We start from the raw sequence: 16,726 nt of genomic DNA, 5'->3' as shown, positions 1-16,726 counted from the left end.
TGGAAAAAAAAGTCATGTCCCCCTTGAGAGGGATAAAAGTCATTGATCTCAGCAAAGTCCTGGCAGGCCCTCTGTGCGCTCAGTATCTGGGCGACTTAGGCGCAGAAGTCATCAAGATAGAACCCCCCGTTCATGGTGACGACACCCGCGCCTGGTTGCCATTGCGTGGTGGTGAATCCGCCAGCTTCATGGCGGTGAACCACAACAAGAAAAGCATTGCCCTAGACTTGAAAAGCCCCAAAGGGATGCAGGCTTTTCGTCGCATCATTGCCGATGCCGATGTCATCATTCAGGGGTTTGGAGCCGGCACTGCCCAACGACTGGGAGTGGATTACGACTCAATCAAGGCGCTGGTGCCAGACATCATCTATTGCGAGATTTCCGGTTATGGCCGAGACGGGCCGTTGGGAGCCGAACCCGGCTACGACGTCATGCTGCAGGCATTCAGCGGGATGATCAGCAGCATTGGGCAAGCAGGAGGCGACCCCGCCCGTGTCAGTTTTTCACCCGTAGATCTTGGCACAGGCATGCACGCGGTGTCCGGCATACTTGCCGCCGTACTGGAAAAACGGCTTAGCGGCCAGAGCGCTTACGTGGAAGTCTCGCTGCTCGACACCGCCATGGGTTACATGGGCTATATGGCTCACAATTACTGGGCATCCGGCAAGGTTCCGGCCCGCATGGGCACAGCCCACCCTTCACTGTGTCCCTATCAAGTATTCGACACGCAGGATGGCTCCATCATGCTAGGAGTTGGTAATGACCGCCTCTGGAAGAAGTTTTGTGAAAGCGCTGGCTTGCAGGAATACGAGAATGACCCTCGCTTTTCTACGAATGCTGAGCGCGTCGCCAATTTCCAAGCTACCTGTGACCTGGTTGCGGAAAGAATGCGCATGCGCACCACCGCTGACTGGCTCCAGACGCTACGGGCCGCAGGAGTGCCGGTATCACCCATCCACACGCTCGCCGATGCGTTGGAACACGAACAGGTTTGTGCACGCAACATTGTGGTCAAGAGCGAACACGCAACTCTGGGCGAAGTTTCCCATATTGCCTACCCAGTCACCCTGAACAACCAGCCGCGCGAAGCCAAACTCCCTCCGCCTGTCCTTGGACAGCATTCTCGGGAAATCTTGCTACAAGCAGGCTACTGCGCTGCGGAAGTCGAAGCGCTGATTACAGCAGGAGTTGTTGAGCAACACACCCTAGCGCCTGAACCTCGTTAGGCCAGGTGACGAAGCTGAGCGCCTACACAGTCGGATACGCCCGTATTAACCGCTTTGGTTCTTTCCGTAGGAAGAACGGGTAAAAAAGCCCCCCGGTCCGACGGGACCGGGTATCTGGACAGCCATAAAGTCACAATTAATTACAAATATGGAGGCTGATTACTTTTGCCTTTTAACAAGAAATAGGCAGCTTGATGCAAGAACTTAGGCGAAATTACCTAATAAATGAAGGAACTACCAGCATGACGCTTAGCTGAAACATTGCCTGAGCGGTGCACGGCCTCTAAGATCAGCGCCGATTTATTCGGAAGCATCCATGTATACGCTGATATTGAGTATTTCTTGTAGTGTGGCCGTTTCAGTTTTGCTGAAACTGGCTCGTGGCCGCGCTATTCAGGTTGATCAAGCGATTGCGTTCAACTATGTCATGGCGGGTAGCTTGTGCTGGCTGCTGCTGGGCCCGCAACCCAGCGCCCTGCTGGAAAGCACTGCTCAATGGCCTTTATTGCTTGCCCTGGGGCTGTTGCTACCCAGCGTATTTCTCATTATGGCTAAAGCCGTTCAACAGGCAGGCATTGTATTAAGTGATGCCGCACAACGCCTGTCGCTACTGCTGCCGCTCATCGCCGCCTTCACTCTATTTGGCGAAAGTGCAACGCAGAGCAAACTGGCCGGCATTGCCATCGCCCTATGCGCACTGGCTGCTTTGTTATGGCGCCCCGACAACCGGAATGCGCAAACCTCCGCGCCATATGGCGGGCTCATGACTGTGGCCCTGCTGTTGGGCGTGTGGCTGGGCTATGGTTCCATCGATATTCTTTTCAAACAGATGGCCAAGGCCGGCTCGGCATTTCCCACCACACTGTTAGGTGCATTCATACTGGCCGGGCTGCTGAGTTTTACCTACCTCTTGGTACGCCGCACCAACTGGAGTTCGCGCAGCGCGTTGGCGGGCTTACTGCTAGGCTTGCTGAACTTCGGCAACATTTACTTCTATGTTCGCGCCCACCAAGTGTATTCAGACAACCCCACCTTAGTGTTCTCCGCCATGAATATCGGCGTGATTTCACTGGGCACGGTGATCGGCGCAGGGGTTTTTCGAGAGCGCATCCATTGGGTCAATGGCTTGGGCGTAGGGTTAGCCATACTGGCCGTTTTCGTCCTGTTTCCCCGCTGATAGCGGCATGGGATGAAGCGGCGCGTGCATGGCCGGCCGCCCCCTACCAGATGAACGGAGCATTAGAGCCCGGCCCCGCGCCTCGCGAGTCAGATCGGCAGCGGGGGTTTGGGGTCAGGATTCTCTGTAGGGGTGGGCTCGCCTTCTTCATCACCCTCTTCTACCGCAGCAGCCGCAGCAATCGCGCGCAAATCGCTTGGGCCGACGCCACTTGGCGCATCAGAGGGCCAGGAAATATCACTGCTTGCCGCCTGCTGCCCTTGCACCGACGCTGCTGCATGCCCCTCTGCAGGCGCTTCAGCAGCTGCTTCAGCGACTTCAGCTCCCCCTTCCGACGTCGTTGCCACGCCCTCTGGAGCAGTCGCCGCTTGATCATGCACCGCAGCCAGCGCAGCCGGACCCAGACTTTCCGTAGGAGTTTGACCACTTTCCTGTGGCCCGATCATCTCGACGGCTGATGCGGCCGCCTCGTGCTGGGTACCAGCCTCGGCCATCTGTGTATCAGGAATGTCTGCAACGTTTGTTTCAGCACCTGGCTCGCCTTCAGGCGGCGGCATGAAAGAAACATCAGTCTCGAGGTCGATACGGGGGTCGAGCGCTGGAACCACGTTCTGGGTCTGGGACGACTCAGGCATAGGCACAAATTCGGTGGGCGCGTCCTCGCTCAGATGGGTGCCGCTGACACGCTGTGGCCGGATAAATATGACCAAGAAAATGGCGCAGGCGGAAACAAAGACGAAAAACACCCCCGCCTGCAACTCGCGCATGAGCACCCCTACAAACAAGGGCCCTACGCAAGCGCCTAAGCCGTAAACCATGTAGAGAATGGCGCTCAGGCCGACGCGGCGATCGGGGTCAACGTTATCGTTAGCAAACGCAGCGGCGACCGGGTACAGCGTAAATAGGATGATGCCAAAAAGGCTGGAAAAGACGACGAGCACCGGGTAAGGCAAAGGCCACCAACCCCATAGCGGCAGCGTAAGAAAAGCCAGCAACAAGGCATTAACCCGAATCAGGCCCACCCGGCTGATTCGATCGGCCAGCCAGCCGACCGGCCATTGGAATATTAAGCCGCTGGCTACAGCAGCCGCGACAAAAACAGCCACTTCGCTGGCCGTCATGCCTTGCGCCACCCCATACACAGGTGCCAAGCCGTAAAACGCCCCCGTCATCATGCCCGCCATGAACAACACCGTCATGCTCATTGGCACGCGGGAGACATAGTATTGGTAGTGGATGGGCACCGGCACTTGGATGGCCGGGTGCACCCGCCGTGTGACTGCAACGGGTATCAGGCAAGCCGCTGAACACAGGGCGACGAAGATCAGCGGCCCTGCATCCAGCCGTGGGAATATTCCCACCGACAGTTGCCCCAGCACCGTTCCCAGGCTGGAAAACACCATGTAGAAAGCGAAAACGCGGCCTCGCAGATGATTTTCTGTTTGCTCGTTCAGCCAACTTTCCAGCACGATAAACTGGGTGACCATGGCAACGCCGGCGATAAACCTCAAAGCAATCCAGAGCGCCAGAACGTCGACCAAGGCCTGGATCAGCACCGTGACCGTCACCAGGGCGGCCGTAGCGGAATACGCTCTGATATGCCCCACGCGGATAATCAGCTTATGCCCTACCCGCGCGCCAAACACCAGGCCCAGGTAATAGGCGGCAATAATCGCGCCTACCCAGACTTCGGAGGTGGATTCCGCTGTCAGGCGTAAGCCCAGATAGGTGTTGAAAAGCCCTGAGCCCACTAGCAGCAGCAACGTGGCCAGGAACAGCGAAGAAAACGCGCCTACCGTCTTTACCATGGAAAGTCGTCTATGCCGAGAACGTTACAGCTGTTTCAGCAGGCTGGCGGCATCCGACACTTCAAACTTGCCTGGTTGCTCGACATTCAGTTGTTCAACAACGCCATCACGCAATAAAGCAGAAAACCGCTGGCTGCGAACCCCCATGCCACGGCTGGTGAGATCCATTTCCAACCCAAGCTGGCGAGTCCATTGGGCTCCACCATCGCCAAGCATGCGTATGCGGCCATTGACGCCAAGATCGCGCCCCCAGGCGCCCATGACAAACGCATCGTTAACCGCCATGCACCAGATTTCATCTACACCTTTTTCAAGCAATGCATCGCGCAGCTCTAGATAACCCGGCAGGTGTTGTTCGGAACAAGTGGGGGTGAAGGCGCCGGGAACGGCAAACAGCGCGATGGTCTTACCGCGCGCCGCATCGGCTACTGAAAAAGCATTTGGCCCTACTGCGCAAGCGCCGCTGGGCTCGTCGTAGTATTCGTAAAGGGTGCCGTCAGGAATGTGATCGCCGACTTTAATAGCCATGATGTCCCCCTTTGGTGAGGTGGTTAAAACCTCAATGATACGGCTAAAGAAGGGGGACACCCTAGAAAGCGTTAGTTTGTGTCCTTGACTCGATATACAAGCGTAGCCGTTTTAGCCAGGCCGAGAACCTTAACTGTGACACTGCCCAGCAACAGACGCGACAAACCACTGCGGCCATGGCTGCCAATGAAGATGAGGTCGCAGCCGTTTTCTTCGGCGGCCTGAACAATGCCATCGGCCACGTTGAAATTGGAAACCACTTTTCCGGTAGCGGCGACACCAGCGGTTTCTGCACGATCAAGAACTTGCTGGATGTATTTCTGCGCCTGCTCGTTAGCGGTTTTTTCGTAGTCTTCGTCGGTAATTGCGTAAGCAGCAGCCATGCCATCAAAGCCTACAGTAGCGGCAAATGGCTGCGTGACATACAGAGCCACAACTTCAGCGCCGATTGAGCGCGCAAAGCATACGCCTTTGTTAGCTGCTTGCGCGGACAGCGGGGAACCGTCGGTGGGGATGAGAATTTTCTTGAACATTATCTTGCCCTTATCGTGTGAGTAAAGACCCGCCCAGTGGACTGGACAGCGTATGGTAGTAATTTGTGCTTTTTATGTTTATTCCCAGCTTACCCGGTGACGACTGTGAGATGTAATCCGCATTAACGCTGGTGTTGACTCAGCTCAAGCTTGTGTCGCGGCCTGGAACAGATAGAAGCACCGGGTACCGCTGCGACAGTACGCTAACACAGGAGCAGGGAGCTCTTGCAGCAATTCTCTGAACCGCATGATATCTTCGTCGGTCATGGCGCCACTAATGACTGGTTGGTATTCTACGATCAGACCCGCCGCGCGTGCAGCAGCCATAACGGCCTCGGAAGTCGGCTGATCGGGGCCAGCTTCTCCATCCGGGCGGTTGATGATAACGCTTTTATAACCGGCCTCAGCCACCGCCTGCATGTCCTCGGGGTATAACTGAGGAGCAACTGCAAATGTGTCGGTAAGGTCTCGGATAGGCAGGGACATCTTGCATGACTCCGTATAATGGTCAAATGTTGGGGATATCATGGAAAATAGTATGACCGCCTTGGGAGGCACGCAAGCCAATCTTTCACCGGATCCCGTCGATGCGCCCACGATACGCGAGGCCACACTCGACGATATCTCCCAGATTCAACAAATCTACGCGCATCATGTGCTATCCAGCACCACTACGTTTGAAGAGGTTCCGCCAACCGAACAAGCCATGCAGCAACGCCTGGAACATGTGCGGGAACACGGTTTACCGTGGCTGGTAGCAGAACAAGACGGCCGCATTCTCGGTTACTGCTATGCCGAGCCCTATCACCTGCGCACCGCCTACCGCTACACCATCCAGGATTCCATCTATATGGCCGATGGCGAAGCCGGTAAAGGTATCGGGCAACAACTGTTGTCTGCCTTACTCGAACGTTGCGAAAAGGGCCCTTGGCGCCAGATTATTGCCATCATTGCCGGCACCCAGAATCAGGATTCAATCGCTCTGCATCGAAAGCTAGGCTTTGCCCACGTGGGCACCCAGCCCGACACCGGCTATAAATTCGGCCAGTGGATAGATGTCGTTTTCATGCAGCGCGCACTCGGGCCGGGTGGCTCTCTGCCCCCTGAATCTTGATTAATGCTGCTGCGCTCTTTGCGTGCAGCGAAGAGGCCGAGTGCCCACGCCCAGGTACCAAACGTACGCCTGCCCGCTGATCACCACAGGAAGCAAGTCGCTCAGAATCGGGTACCGCGCTCCGGCTTCCTTGGAGCCGATCACCCAAAGGTTGATGGAACGCTGTGCGCATAGCCTGTTGAACAGGCTGTTCTCCAGTCGCTCTACAACACCGTCTGCAACGCTGTCATGCCCTGGCCCAAGTGAGGCCGGCGCGGCTGCCTGTGCGGGAGGCACCGCCGTCAACAACAGGCTTTCTGCCACATCAGGCACAAAACGGGCCGAGTCGCTCAGTTCGCGCTTCCAGTTCAGCGAAGCCAGGTTTTCTCCAGTCGCCCAGTCAGTGGCTACATATACGAGCTTGGGCGTCTTCATATGGAAGTTGAAATCGTAATCAAAGCGATCAAGCATGATGACTTTGTCGGTGAAGGGGTTGTAAGACTGGCGCACGGTGTGGGCCAACGTCGCGGCGGCACTAGGGTGTTTAGAAAAGACATATATGCCTGCTGCGCCAATTACAACTGCCAGAAGGCCGATAGCGCCCCAGGTGCATAGCCCCCCCACGCGATGGGTTCCGTCTTCGGAAGGCGCCATGGCTAAAGCGCTGAAATACAGCAAAGGGACAACCATGGCTATGGCATGGCCCGCCGGGCTGAGTGCGATCAAAGGGTGGAACAGCACAGATACAAGCAGCCATACAGCCATCAGCCCTGCCGTGGGCGTGCGAAAGGCTGCACGCAGGCCGGGATCCCGATACCTGCAGATGCAGCACACCAGCAAGGGCAGGCCCCCTGCAGCGACCAGTAACCAGCATGAGCCGGCCCCCAGCTCAAGCCACTCATGGCGGCCCTCGCCCACCAGGGTCAGGGCCTGCCTTTGCAACATGGCGCTCACAATGCCGGGGTAACTGTGTTCTACCAACCAGAACCAGGGCACAAAAAGCGCCGCCGCAGCCACCATGGCGGGCCACCAGCACAAGGCCGCGATCACATCAAACCGCTTTCTACAGGCCAGCCATAAGCCCACCGTAACCAGGGGTAATAATATGGCTAGAGGCCCGACAGCCAGACCCGACAAGGCGGTAGCCACCCAGGCAGAGAACGTCCAGGGCGTAGACCACTCGCCACGCTCAAGATACTGTGCGGCACTCCAAAAACTGCCCAGCGACACCGTGATCAACAAAAGGCCCAGCATGTCAGGCGCGACAAAGCGGCCCGCCATCAACAAGGCAGGCTGTAGCAGAAACAGACAGGTCAGAATTAATGGTAAGCGCCAGGTCCCGGAGGGCAAGAAAGCCTTGCCGACAAAAAGTAGCAAGGCCACAGCCGCCAGCGCGGAGGGGAGCCTCAGCGCCCATTCACTGGCGCCAAATACCTCGATGAAGCCCAGCGATATCCAATAATGCAAAGGCGCACCGTCTAGGACGGGAAAAGCGCCCACTCGCGGCACGAGGTAATGGCGAGACGCCCACATGTTGTGAACAATGCCCGCATGGCGCGCTTCATCGGACGTAAGGAAAGGGTAAGAACCGGCGCCAGCCGTCAACAAAAATAGAGCCGCTGCGGCAAGGCATGGCCAGATCACCCAATTGATGTTTTTGGGGACCAAACGCAACCTCTCAGCGGTGCAGCGGCCCGTACTGGAGGCACGATTCGCGTTCATTGTGACTCCATACTCAATGAAGTGATACACACACTCCGACTTTATATATTACATAAAATTACATTATTGCTGCAAGATTTCTCACGAGCGTCACTTTTCCCGCCCATCGCATTGACGCCACACCCACCATTTATTAAGATAACTATCAAAGTTATCTTTAAACCTCTACTTTGCATCCATGGCCCGCCCCGACCTTTGCACCTCTGAAGAAATTCGCCAGCTTGTTGATCAGTTCTATGGGCGTATCCAGGCCGATCCCGTGCTGGGTCCCATCTTTGATCAGCATATCGACGACTGGCCCCTGCACTTGGACATCATGGTGCGTTTCTGGTCTTCGATTCTGCTCGGTTCCGGTACCTACAGCGGCACTCCCATGCCCAAGCATGTGGCATTACCTGACCTGGACGCTTCAATGTTCCATCGTTGGCTGGAACTCTTCCACACGACAACCTCCGAACTTCCCAATCGCGACATGGCCAACCAGGCGGATGAACTGGCTCGCCGTATCGCACGCAGTCTCTGGTTCGGCTACCAGCTGAACCGCGACCCCAACCGCATGCCGCAGGAGCTTAAATCATGAATACCCCCCCGCGCGACGCAGCCGCGACGCGTCCGGCGCCGGACCTTTCCGTTTTCCTCAGCCTGGCTTTTCGCCCCCTTTATATTTGCGGTTGCGCCTGGGCTTTAGTTTCAGTGGCAATCTGGGTTTTCACCCCCAGTCTGATTCCTGCCCCCTTCTTTGCAGTGGCCTGGCATGCACACGAAATGCTGTGGGGCTTTATCGCGACCATAGCGGTGGGCTTCCTGTTGACCGCCAGCGCCACCTGGACGGGCTTCAACCCGATGCAAGGCAAGCCCTTGGCAGTGATTACGCTTATGTGGCTGGGGGCCCGCATCGCCTACCTCGCCGGAGGGGAAACCGCATTCATTATTGGTATGGCTCTGGAAAGCTTGTTCTTCGGCTACAGCGCCCGCAGGCTCATGCAAGTCATGATCAAAGGCAAGAGCAAGCGCAACTACGGCATCCCCCTGCTGGTGCTCGGCCTGGGTATTAGCAACATCCTCTTCCTACTGGCCACGCTTAAAGGCGATTACCTGGTGGTGATCGAACGCTTTAACACCGGCATGCTGTTTATGGCAGTGCTCACCATACTGATTGCACGACGGGTGATACCCTTCTTTGCCGGGCGCATGGTCCCAGGGCTGGACATCCCCATGCTGGCGGGTAGCGGCCGGGTACAGCTTGTAGTGGGTAGCGTGGCCATTGCGGCGGGGCTATTCAAGCTGGATGTCGTTATGGCAGTTGGCTTGGCCATTGCGGGGCTGATCGGCCTGTACCAAGTCTGGCGCTGGAAGCCTCTGTCCGTCCTGCATAAGCCTATGCTGTGGATTCTCTACCTGGGGTATCTGGGGTTGGCGCTGGGCCTGTTGGCCGCCGCCATGCACTTGCTTGGCATGGGGGGCTTCTTCCTGATGCGTGATGCCGCCCATATACACATCATCGGAATGGGAGGGTTTGCCGTTTTGATTATCGGCATGGTCACGCGCACCGCGTTGGGCCATACAGGGCGCCCGTTAGCGCTGGACAACACCATGCTCGCCAGCTACTGGCTCATGGTAGTGGCAGTAGTATTGCGCCTGGCCGCCCTGCTTCCCACCTCATTTGCCGGTCCCCTGTTGCACGCAACCGCGACGGCATGGGTACTGGCTATGGCACTTTATCTATACCGCTATATTCCCATCCTGATCACGCCACGGGCGGATGCAATGCCCAAAACCGTTAGGCCGTCCGACGCCCCCATCCCTACTGTGGCGCGGCGCTGATTCACCCCTTGGCGCTTCATACAACCGTAGTGAAGAATCGAAGCGCCATTTTCGTTTTACAGAACAGGAGAGCGCTGTGCGTCTGACTGCAATGACTGACTACTCCATGCGCCTGCTTATGTATTTAGGCAACCGCCGGGAACGGCTGTGCACGATTGCAGAGGTCGCTCGAGCGCACGGTATTTCAGAACCCCACCTTATGAAGATCACCCACCGTCTGGCCCAGGCGGGATGGGTGGAAACCATAAGGGGCAAGAATGGCGGCATGCGCCTGGCGCGGGAACCTGAGCAAATATCGCTTGGTGCCGTGGTACGCGACATGGAAAATGATTTGGCCATTGTGGCCTGTTTGGGCGGGCAAACCGACTGCGTGCTGGTCGGCCAGTGCAAGCTGACCGGTATTATGCAAGGTGCGTTAGACCAGTTTCTCACCCACCTTGATCGTTATACTTTGGCCGACATTCTGCCGGCCAAAGTTGCGGATCAGACCAATTCGCAGCGCACCGTAACCGGGTTGGAACGTAGTTCCGAAATCACTGCGTCGTTGACTTCGCCTTCCACATCCGAAATCACATAGCCGATAGGGCCGCGCGTCTGCAAGTGTTGGGCGACGATATTCAAGCCATGATTGGCCACCACGCTGCTCAGAGCCCCCATGGCGCCGGGCACATTGCGGTGGACGTGCAAGATACGCGAGTCGCCGGTACGTTCCTTGTACGCGACTTCCGGGAAGTTCACCGAACCCTTGGTCGCCCCCGTCTGTAAATAGGACACAAGCTTTTCTGCCACTTCCCGACCAATATTTTCCTGGGATTCCTGCGTGCTGCCGCCGATATGAGGCGTGAGAATCACATTGGGCATGCCGCGCAATGGGCTATCCAGTGCCTCGTCGCGGCTCTTGGGTTCCACGGGGAAGACATCCAGCGCCGCGCCGCTCAGGTGGCCGCTCTTTAAAGCCAAATGCAGGGCATGAATATCAACCACTGTGCCCCTTGACGCATTAATGAGAACAGCGCCCGGCTTCATGGCGGCAATCGTCTGTTCGTTGATGAGGTTTTCTGTACGTTTTCCGCCCGGCACGTGCAGGGTCACCACATCAGACTGTGTCAGCAATTGCTTGAGAGATACGCAAGGCTTGGCGTTCCCCCTCGGCAACTGCGCTTCCACATCGTGGAACAACACATTCATGCCGGCCATTTCGGCCAACGTACCAACCTGAGAACCAATATTTCCGTAACCGACAATACCCAGGGTTTTGCCACGCGTTTCGTAGGCCCCTTCTGCGGTTTTGTCCCAGAACCCCTGATGCACCCTTTCATTTTTTTCGGGAATACGCCGTAACAGCAGAATCGCTTCAGCCACCACCATTTCAGCCACTGAGCGCGTATTCGAGAACGGTGCATTGAAGACCGCTACGCCATGAGAGAGCGCGCTGTCCAGATCTACCTGGTTGGTACCAATGCAAAAACAACCGATAGCCCGCAGATCTGGATTCTGAGCCAGAAGCTCGGCGTCGATCTGGGTGCGGGAACGAATACCCAGCACATGTGCGCCCCGGATCGCCTCGCTCAGAGACTCCGGCGGCAAGGCCGCAGCATGGGTAACAATATCCTCATAGCCGGCAGCCTGAAATACTTCGCGCGCGCTTGGGTGGATGTTCTCAAATAAAACAATACGTGCCATCAAACCAACTCCAATTGAGAGATCATTAATTGTGAACTATTTTGGTACTCATTGCAGGGACAACCCTTAGTAAAACACTGTTTTATGCTTCGCCACCTCGCCCCCCGCCCGCCAAACATATTGAATCATCCCATCCGGCCTCATCCGGTTACACTTTGTTTGTATTACGTCTAGCGCGCTCGCCCCCCTTACCCAGAACGACTTACTCATGCTGACTTCGTTACGTATCCAGAATTTCAAAGCCTGGAAAGACACAGGCCAGACTCATTTCGCCCCACTCACCATTCTGTTTGGAGCCAACAGCAGCGGCAAAAGCAGCCTCGGGCATTTGCTTCTGGCTATGAAACAGACCGCTCTGTCCAGCGACCGGCGCCGGCCTTTGCAATTGGGCGACGACCGTTCGCTTGTTGAACTGGGCTCTTTTCAGGAATGCCTGCATAACAACGACCTGTCGCAACCCCTGCACTTCAGTTTCGGCTGGCGCCCCGACCACCCGCTAACCGTTCACGATCCGGTTACGCGGCAACATGTGCAAGGCGACGAGCTGCAACTGGAAGTCAGCTTGACGGCCGATACACACGCCCAGCCTGAAGTTCGGTTGATGTCCTACACGCTATGTGAAAACAAGAGCCCCCGCATGCAGCTTACCTACGAGTTGCATCAGAACGGGCAAGCCAGCCTGCACAGCAAAGGCTATGCACTGAAACAGAACGCCGACCATGACCGCCCTCTGCAGTCACCGGACAAGTTCTACCGGCTTTCTGACCAGACCCGGGCTCGCTATGAGAACGCCGACTTCGCAACCGACTTCGCGCTGGCGACCGAGGCCATGCTGCATGGCTTGCACCACCTGGGGCCTCTGCGAGAATCTCCACGTCGTCTTTATTCATGGTCGGGGGATGCTCCCGAGGACGTAGGCCAGCGCGGCGAACAGACCATCGCCGCCCTGCTGGCAGCCACCCAGCAGCAACGAATGATTGCCTACGGCCCGGGCCTGCCCGAACAACGCTTTGACGCCTGCATTGCCGACTGGTTGCAGCGCCTGGGCATCATTTCGAGCTTTGCCGTGCGGCCGATTGCCGCCGGGCGCAAAGAATACGAAGTCATGGTGCGCCCCCACCCACAGGCCAATGAAGTCAAAATCACCGATGTCGGGTTTGGTGTTTCGCAGATTCTGCCGGTGTTAGTGCAGGCTTTCTACTGTCAGCCCAACACCACGGTCTGGATGGAACAGCCCGAAGTTCACCTGCATTCGCAAGTTCAGGCCGAACTGGCTGATGCGCTGATCGCTGCGGTACAGGCCCACGAAAATGGGCAGCCTCGGGGGGTGCAGATTGTCGTGGAGAGCCATTCAGAACATTTGCTGAACCGTATCCAGCGCCGGATTGCCGAAGGCGGTATCGCCGCTGAAGATGTCGCCGTATACTTCTGCCGCCGATCAAACAGCGCATCCGAACTGGAACCATTACGGCTGAACGCATACGGCGAAATCGAAAACTGGCCGGAAAACTTCTTCGGTGACGAAATGGCAGATATCGCCGCCCGTACACAGGCCGCAATCGCCAAGCGGCGCCAGGCTCGGGCCACTGAAAACTCCGGCAACGGGCAACAGCCATGAAGGCCGTCATTGACACCAATGTTCTGCTGGTCGCCAACGGTCAGCACGCGGATATCTCCGAAGCATGCGTGCAGTCCTGCGTGGAGCACCTGCAAGCCATGCAAGCGCAGGGGGTCACCGTCATTGACGACGCCTATCACATACTGGGCGAATACCAGCACAAGACGAGTATTTCGCCTCCAAAAGGGGTGGGTGATGTTTTCCTCAAATGGCTGCTGCGTAACGTGGGTAACCCCATGCACGTTGAAATGGTCAGCATTACGGAAACCCAGCCTGAACATTTTGCGGAGTTTCCCTGCGACGATCTGCAACAGCGTTTTGACGCGCCTGATCGCAAATTTCCCGCTACGGCACACGCCCACCCCGAAAAGCCACCTATATGGCAGGCTGCCGACTGCAAATGGCTGGACTGGTGGCCTACGCTGGCTGAATATGGTGTGCGGGTAGAATTCCTATGCCCAGCCGACGCCCGCGGCTTCTACCGCAACAAGTTTCCAAAACAACCCATTCCGGCAGCGCCTGCTGCTACCCTACTTCCCGCCATCGAACATGACTGAATTTTTCCGCTTTCCCCAAACTCCTCATATCGCCTGGCTTGGCGAAGGCGCGCCACGCGACGACAAGCTGTTAACCGATGATGAAATCGCCGCCTTGCTCGAGAATGAAGTCGTCGCAGAAGAAAAGCTCGACGGCGCCAACGTGGGTTTCTCTCTGGCGCCCGACGGCAGTCTGCGCGCCCAGAACCGCGGCCAATATCTGATCGAGCCCTATGTGGGGCAATTCAGCCGTCTACCTGCTTGGACGATGCAGCATGGCGAGAGCCTGAAGGCCGTGCTCAACCCGGACCTCATCATTTTTGGCGAATGGTGTGCCGCCCGACACTCCCTGGATTACGCCACTTTACCTGACTGGTTCATGGTTTTCGACGTTTACGATCGGAAGGCGGAACGCTTCTGGAGCACGCGCCGCCGCAACGCGCTGGCCGCCAAAGCGGGCCTGGTCACCGTGCCGCATCTGTTCACTGAAAAAGTCACGGTCGATGAAGTCAAGCAATACGTAGAGGCCGCCACCAGCCGCTTCCGCCCCGGCCCCCTAGAAGGGCTGGTGCTGCGCAGCGAAAACGACGACTGGTGCCTGGGCCGCGCCAAGCTGGTCCGCCACGATTTCACCCAGGCCATTGATGTCCACTGGCGCAAGCGGGCCATTGAATGGAACCGCCTGAAAATGACGGGGTACTGATTATTTCTGGCAATTAGCGGGCGTTCAGCTCCCGGTGTTGAGCAGGCCATCAGCCTGCACCTTTTCCATGATGAAAGCGGTCAGAATGGACAAGGCGCGGGAGCGATGCCGATCAGGCATATACAACATATACATATTGTGCCCATAGATATTCAATTGCCAGGCATCTAACGCGGTGAGCAGCCTGCCGTGGGCAATGTCACCGCGCACCATGTAGTCGGGAAGCAAGCCCACCCCCAGGCCATCAAGCGTGGCATCGCGCAGAAACGGGAAATCACGGGAAATGACCGTAGGGTGCAATAGGACCACCTCGTTCTGCCCTTCCTTCTCGGCGAAGAGCTGCAGCCCTCTTCCCTGCACACCCGAGAGCGGGAAATTTCCCCCATGAGATACGCCCGGCTGCAAATCAGCGCTGGTGGCCACGGCGGTGATAACAGGCGCACTGCTCAGATCACCCGGCTGCTCTGGCAGCGCGTTTTGTTCTGCATATTGCGCTGAGACGCAAGCCAGATACCGCACTCGGCCCATTTGCCGGGCCACCAGGTTTTCCGGCGGCGAAGGCAGAATCCGTATGGCGATATCAATTTCCTTACGCAGTAGATCATCAACTGCATTTTCAAACCTGACTTCCAGCACGATATCCGGGTAGGACCGCTTGAATTCCAGCAGCCAGGGAGTCATGACAAACTTCCCATACCCACTGGGAACGCTCAACCTGACTTTGCCTTTTGGCAAGCGGCTAAGGCTTTCGACAGATTCGCGCGCGGCGGCCAGTTCCTGGCGCAACCGAATCCCGTGCCGATAAAGCATAAGCCCCAACTCGGTGGGTTCAACGCGGCGAGTCGTGCGTCTGACCAGTTGCGCCCCCACCGACTTTTCCAGCTGACCTAGGTGATAGCTGACATTCGCACGAGTCATGTTCAGACGTCGTGCCGCTTCGCTGAGGTTTCCCGCGTCGATGATATCCACCAGAATGGTCAACAATTTCATATCCATATACGCCATTGTCAAATAGTATTTGACTCATTGTCAATCGACTCTGGAATTGTCAAACCTTTCTTACTGATAAAGAATAAAGCATGCACGCTTGCAGCCGCTGCCAGATGGCTCACCCGGTCGGCCAGGTGCTTACTTTTTAATGTTTCTCACATAATTACAAGGAGACTCTCTTATGCAAAGCAAGTGGAAACGCCACCTATTTACCGTGGCGCTGGCATGCTCCATGAGCACCCTCATCGCGCCCGCAGCCCAGGCCGAAATCGACTTCCCGACCAAACCCATTACCCTTATCGTGCCGTGGCCTGCAGGCGGCTCGACAGACCGCCATTTGCGCGCTCTGGCTCAAGAAGCCAGTAAAGAACTCGGCCAGCCAGTCATCGTTGAAAATCGTCCTGGCGCCGGCGGCACACTCGGCCCAAGCAGCATGGCCATGTCTGCCAAGCCCGACGGCTACACCATCAGTCAATACCCGCTCGGCCTGCTGCGCATGCCTCACATGCAGAAAACCACTTATCATCCCATTGATGATTTCACCTTCATCGTCGGTCTGTCGGGCTACCTCTTCGGTTTCACCGTACGCGAAGATTCGCCGTTCAAAACTTTCGACGATTACATTGAAGCTGCCCGGCAAAAACCCAACACCATTGACTATGGTTCGACCGGAGTCGGCTCCTCACCGCATCTGCTGCTAGAGGAAATCGCCATCAACGCCGGTGTAGAACTGGTTCACGTTCCCTTCAAGGGCAACGCCGATATGCAACAAGCCCTGCTTGGCGGCCACGTGATGGCACAAAGCGACGCTGCAGGCTGGGATCAATTCGTAGACTCGGGGCGCATGCGCCTGTTGGTTACGTTCGGAGAAGAGCGTACTAAGCGCTGGCCTGACGTACCCACGGCCAAGGAGCTTGGCTATAACGTCGTGTCCAGCTCGCCCTACGGCTTAGCCGGGCCAAAAGGCATGGACCCTGCAGTGGTCAAGAAACTGCATGACGCCTTCAAAAAAGCGCTGTACAGCGAGCGCAGCATGGAAATCATGGCGCAACTGAATCAAGAACCCGTTTACCGTAATAGCGAAGACTATAAAAAATGGGCGGAAGAAACCTTCGCCAAAGACAAGGCGCTCATTGAGCACTTGGGGCTGGCGCAGCAGTAACTTCCTATGACGCAATCGGCCTTGCAAATTCGCAAGGCCGATTTTTTTGCACTGCATGCATCCCACCCTTGAATACCAGTACGTTCCGCCCTGCGGCAGGTACACTGGTGCTGGATGAATCTC

The 16,726-nt window shown here is 56.7% G+C and carries 16 protein-coding genes and 1 pseudogene; 10 read left to right on the top strand and 7 right to left on the bottom strand.

What is annotated here, in order from left to right:
- Positions 1-14: 14 nt before the first annotated feature.
- Positions 15-1,226, top strand: coding sequence for a CaiB/BaiF CoA transferase family protein (locus VRY85_RS12505; RefSeq protein ID WP_414598930.1), 1,212 nt, complete (start codon positions 15-17; stop codon positions 1,224-1,226).
- A gap of 316 nt (positions 1,227-1,542) precedes the next feature.
- Positions 1,543-2,403, top strand: a complete 861-nt coding sequence (locus VRY85_RS12500; RefSeq protein WP_414598929.1) for an EamA/RhaT family transporter — start codon at positions 1,543-1,545, stop codon at positions 2,401-2,403.
- A 458-nt stretch (positions 2,404-2,861) separates the two neighbouring features.
- Here VRY85_RS12500 and VRY85_RS12495 read toward each other — a convergent pair.
- The 4 genes and pseudogenes from VRY85_RS12495 to VRY85_RS12480 all read right to left on the bottom strand — a co-directional run.
- Positions 2,862-4,211: pseudogene (locus VRY85_RS12495) on the bottom strand (MFS transporter); the annotation flags it as partial.
- Positions 4,212-4,235: 24 nt separating this feature from the next.
- Positions 4,236-4,739, bottom strand: coding sequence for a peroxiredoxin (locus VRY85_RS12490; protein ID WP_414598928.1), 504 nt, complete (start codon positions 4,737-4,739; stop codon positions 4,236-4,238).
- Positions 4,740-4,810: 71 nt separating this feature from the next.
- Positions 4,811-5,272 (bottom strand): universal stress protein, encoded by a 462-nt coding sequence (locus VRY85_RS12485; protein ID WP_414598927.1) that lies wholly within the window; start codon positions 5,270-5,272, stop codon positions 4,811-4,813.
- A 144-nt stretch (positions 5,273-5,416) separates the two neighbouring features.
- Entirely contained in the window at positions 5,417-5,758 is a 342-nt protein-coding gene (locus VRY85_RS12480; RefSeq protein WP_414598926.1) for a TIGR01244 family sulfur transferase, read from the bottom strand.
- Between the two features lie 40 nt (positions 5,759-5,798).
- Between VRY85_RS12480 and VRY85_RS12475 the strand changes: the two genes are divergently transcribed.
- On the top strand, positions 5,799-6,386 hold the full coding sequence (locus VRY85_RS12475) for an N-acetyltransferase family protein (RefSeq protein WP_414598925.1): 588 nt from the start codon (positions 5,799-5,801) through the stop codon (positions 6,384-6,386).
- On the opposite strand, the gene VRY85_RS12470 is transcribed toward VRY85_RS12475, so the two are convergent.
- Positions 6,387-8,087 (bottom strand): ArnT family glycosyltransferase, encoded by a 1,701-nt coding sequence (locus VRY85_RS12470; protein ID WP_414598924.1) that lies wholly within the window; start codon positions 8,085-8,087, stop codon positions 6,387-6,389.
- Between the two features lie 178 nt (positions 8,088-8,265).
- Between VRY85_RS12470 and VRY85_RS12465 the strand changes: the two genes are divergently transcribed.
- From VRY85_RS12465 to VRY85_RS12455, 3 genes are all read left to right on the top strand, one after another.
- Positions 8,266-8,667: a group III truncated hemoglobin gene (locus tag VRY85_RS12465; RefSeq protein ID WP_414598923.1), complete on the top strand. Its 402-nt coding sequence runs from the start codon at positions 8,266-8,268 to the stop codon at positions 8,665-8,667.
- Complete coding sequence (locus VRY85_RS12460; RefSeq protein ID WP_414598922.1) at positions 8,664-9,911, top strand: NnrS family protein; 1,248 nt, start codon at positions 8,664-8,666, stop codon at positions 9,909-9,911. The genes VRY85_RS12465 and VRY85_RS12460 overlap by 4 nt, the downstream gene beginning before the upstream one ends.
- 76 nt (positions 9,912-9,987) lie before the next feature.
- Entirely contained in the window at positions 9,988-10,488 is a 501-nt protein-coding gene (locus VRY85_RS12455; protein WP_414598921.1) for an RrF2 family transcriptional regulator, read from the top strand.
- Here the strand turns inward: VRY85_RS12455 and serA are convergent.
- Positions 10,395-11,594: a phosphoglycerate dehydrogenase gene (gene serA / locus VRY85_RS12450; RefSeq protein WP_414598920.1), complete on the bottom strand. Its 1,200-nt coding sequence runs from the start codon at positions 11,592-11,594 to the stop codon at positions 10,395-10,397. The two genes, VRY85_RS12455 and serA, sit on opposite strands and share 94 nt — an antisense overlap.
- A gap of 208 nt (positions 11,595-11,802) precedes the next feature.
- Here serA and VRY85_RS12445 point away from each other — a divergent pair, with 208 nt between their 5' ends.
- From VRY85_RS12445 to VRY85_RS12435, 3 genes are read left to right on the top strand one after another with little or no spacing between them, the layout of a single operon-like run.
- On the top strand, positions 11,803-13,212 hold the full coding sequence (locus tag VRY85_RS12445) for a DUF3696 domain-containing protein (protein WP_414598919.1): 1,410 nt from the start codon (positions 11,803-11,805) through the stop codon (positions 13,210-13,212).
- A complete protein-coding gene (locus VRY85_RS12440; RefSeq protein ID WP_414598918.1) occupies positions 13,209-13,769 on the top strand; it encodes a hypothetical protein in 561 nt (186 codons plus the stop codon). Before VRY85_RS12445 ends, VRY85_RS12440 begins: the two co-directional genes overlap by 4 nt.
- Positions 13,762-14,451 carry an RNA ligase family protein gene (locus VRY85_RS12435; protein ID WP_414598917.1) on the top strand — a complete coding sequence of 230 codons (690 nt, stop codon included), beginning with the start codon at positions 13,762-13,764 and terminating at the stop codon, positions 14,449-14,451. The genes VRY85_RS12440 and VRY85_RS12435 overlap by 8 nt, the downstream gene beginning before the upstream one ends.
- A 24-nt stretch (positions 14,452-14,475) precedes the next feature.
- On the opposite strand, the gene VRY85_RS12430 is transcribed toward VRY85_RS12435, so the two are convergent.
- Complete coding sequence (locus VRY85_RS12430) at positions 14,476-15,447, bottom strand: LysR family transcriptional regulator (protein ID WP_414598916.1); 972 nt, start codon at positions 15,445-15,447, stop codon at positions 14,476-14,478.
- 226 nt (positions 15,448-15,673) lie between these two features.
- Here VRY85_RS12430 and VRY85_RS12425 point away from each other — a divergent pair, with 226 nt between their 5' ends.
- A complete protein-coding gene (locus VRY85_RS12425) occupies positions 15,674-16,603 on the top strand; it encodes a tripartite tricarboxylate transporter substrate binding protein (RefSeq protein ID WP_414598977.1) in 930 nt (309 codons plus the stop codon).
- Positions 16,604-16,726: the final 123 nt, after the last annotated feature.

Source organism: Achromobacter sp. F4_2707 (assembly GCF_047501535.1).
In the GTDB taxonomy this organism is placed as follows: Bacteria; Pseudomonadota; Gammaproteobacteria; order Burkholderiales; family Burkholderiaceae_B; genus Yanghanlia.
Note: the sequence above shows the minus strand (reverse complement) of the source record. Positions and strands in the feature narration are given on the sequence as shown.

What these genes read in the sequence shown, in the direction of transcription:
- VRY85_RS12460 (WP_414598922.1), top strand. Translation starts at nt 8,664, where the DNA reads ATGAATACCCCCCCGCGCGACGCAGCCGCGACGCGTCCGGCGCCGGAC.
- VRY85_RS12430 (WP_414598916.1), bottom strand. Translation starts at nt 15,447, where the DNA reads ATGGATATGAAATTGTTGACCATTCTGGTGGATATCATCGACGCGGGA.
- VRY85_RS12505 (WP_414598930.1), top strand. Translation starts at nt 15, where the DNA reads ATGTCCCCCTTGAGAGGGATAAAAGTCATTGATCTCAGCAAAGTCCTG.
- VRY85_RS12470 (WP_414598924.1), bottom strand. Translation starts at nt 8,087, where the DNA reads ATGAACGCGAATCGTGCCTCCAGTACGGGCCGCTGCACCGCTGAGAGG.
- VRY85_RS12500 (WP_414598929.1), top strand. Translation starts at nt 1,543, where the DNA reads ATGTATACGCTGATATTGAGTATTTCTTGTAGTGTGGCCGTTTCAGTT.
- VRY85_RS12425 (WP_414598977.1), top strand. Translation starts at nt 15,674, where the DNA reads ATGAGCACCCTCATCGCGCCCGCAGCCCAGGCCGAAATCGACTTCCCG.
- VRY85_RS12485 (WP_414598927.1), bottom strand. Translation starts at nt 5,272, where the DNA reads ATGTTCAAGAAAATTCTCATCCCCACCGACGGTTCCCCGCTGTCCGCG.
- VRY85_RS12480 (WP_414598926.1), bottom strand. Translation starts at nt 5,758, where the DNA reads ATGTCCCTGCCTATCCGAGACCTTACCGACACATTTGCAGTTGCTCCT.
- VRY85_RS12490 (WP_414598928.1), bottom strand. Translation starts at nt 4,739, where the DNA reads ATGGCTATTAAAGTCGGCGATCACATTCCTGACGGCACCCTTTACGAA.
- VRY85_RS12445 (WP_414598919.1), top strand. Translation starts at nt 11,803, where the DNA reads ATGCTGACTTCGTTACGTATCCAGAATTTCAAAGCCTGGAAAGACACA.
- VRY85_RS12465 (WP_414598923.1), top strand. Translation starts at nt 8,266, where the DNA reads ATGGCCCGCCCCGACCTTTGCACCTCTGAAGAAATTCGCCAGCTTGTT.
- VRY85_RS12440 (WP_414598918.1), top strand. Translation starts at nt 13,209, where the DNA reads ATGAAGGCCGTCATTGACACCAATGTTCTGCTGGTCGCCAACGGTCAG.
- VRY85_RS12475 (WP_414598925.1), top strand. Translation starts at nt 5,799, where the DNA reads ATGGAAAATAGTATGACCGCCTTGGGAGGCACGCAAGCCAATCTTTCA.
- VRY85_RS12435 (WP_414598917.1), top strand. Translation starts at nt 13,762, where the DNA reads ATGACTGAATTTTTCCGCTTTCCCCAAACTCCTCATATCGCCTGGCTT.
- serA (WP_414598920.1), bottom strand. Translation starts at nt 11,594, where the DNA reads ATGGCACGTATTGTTTTATTTGAGAACATCCACCCAAGCGCGCGCGAA.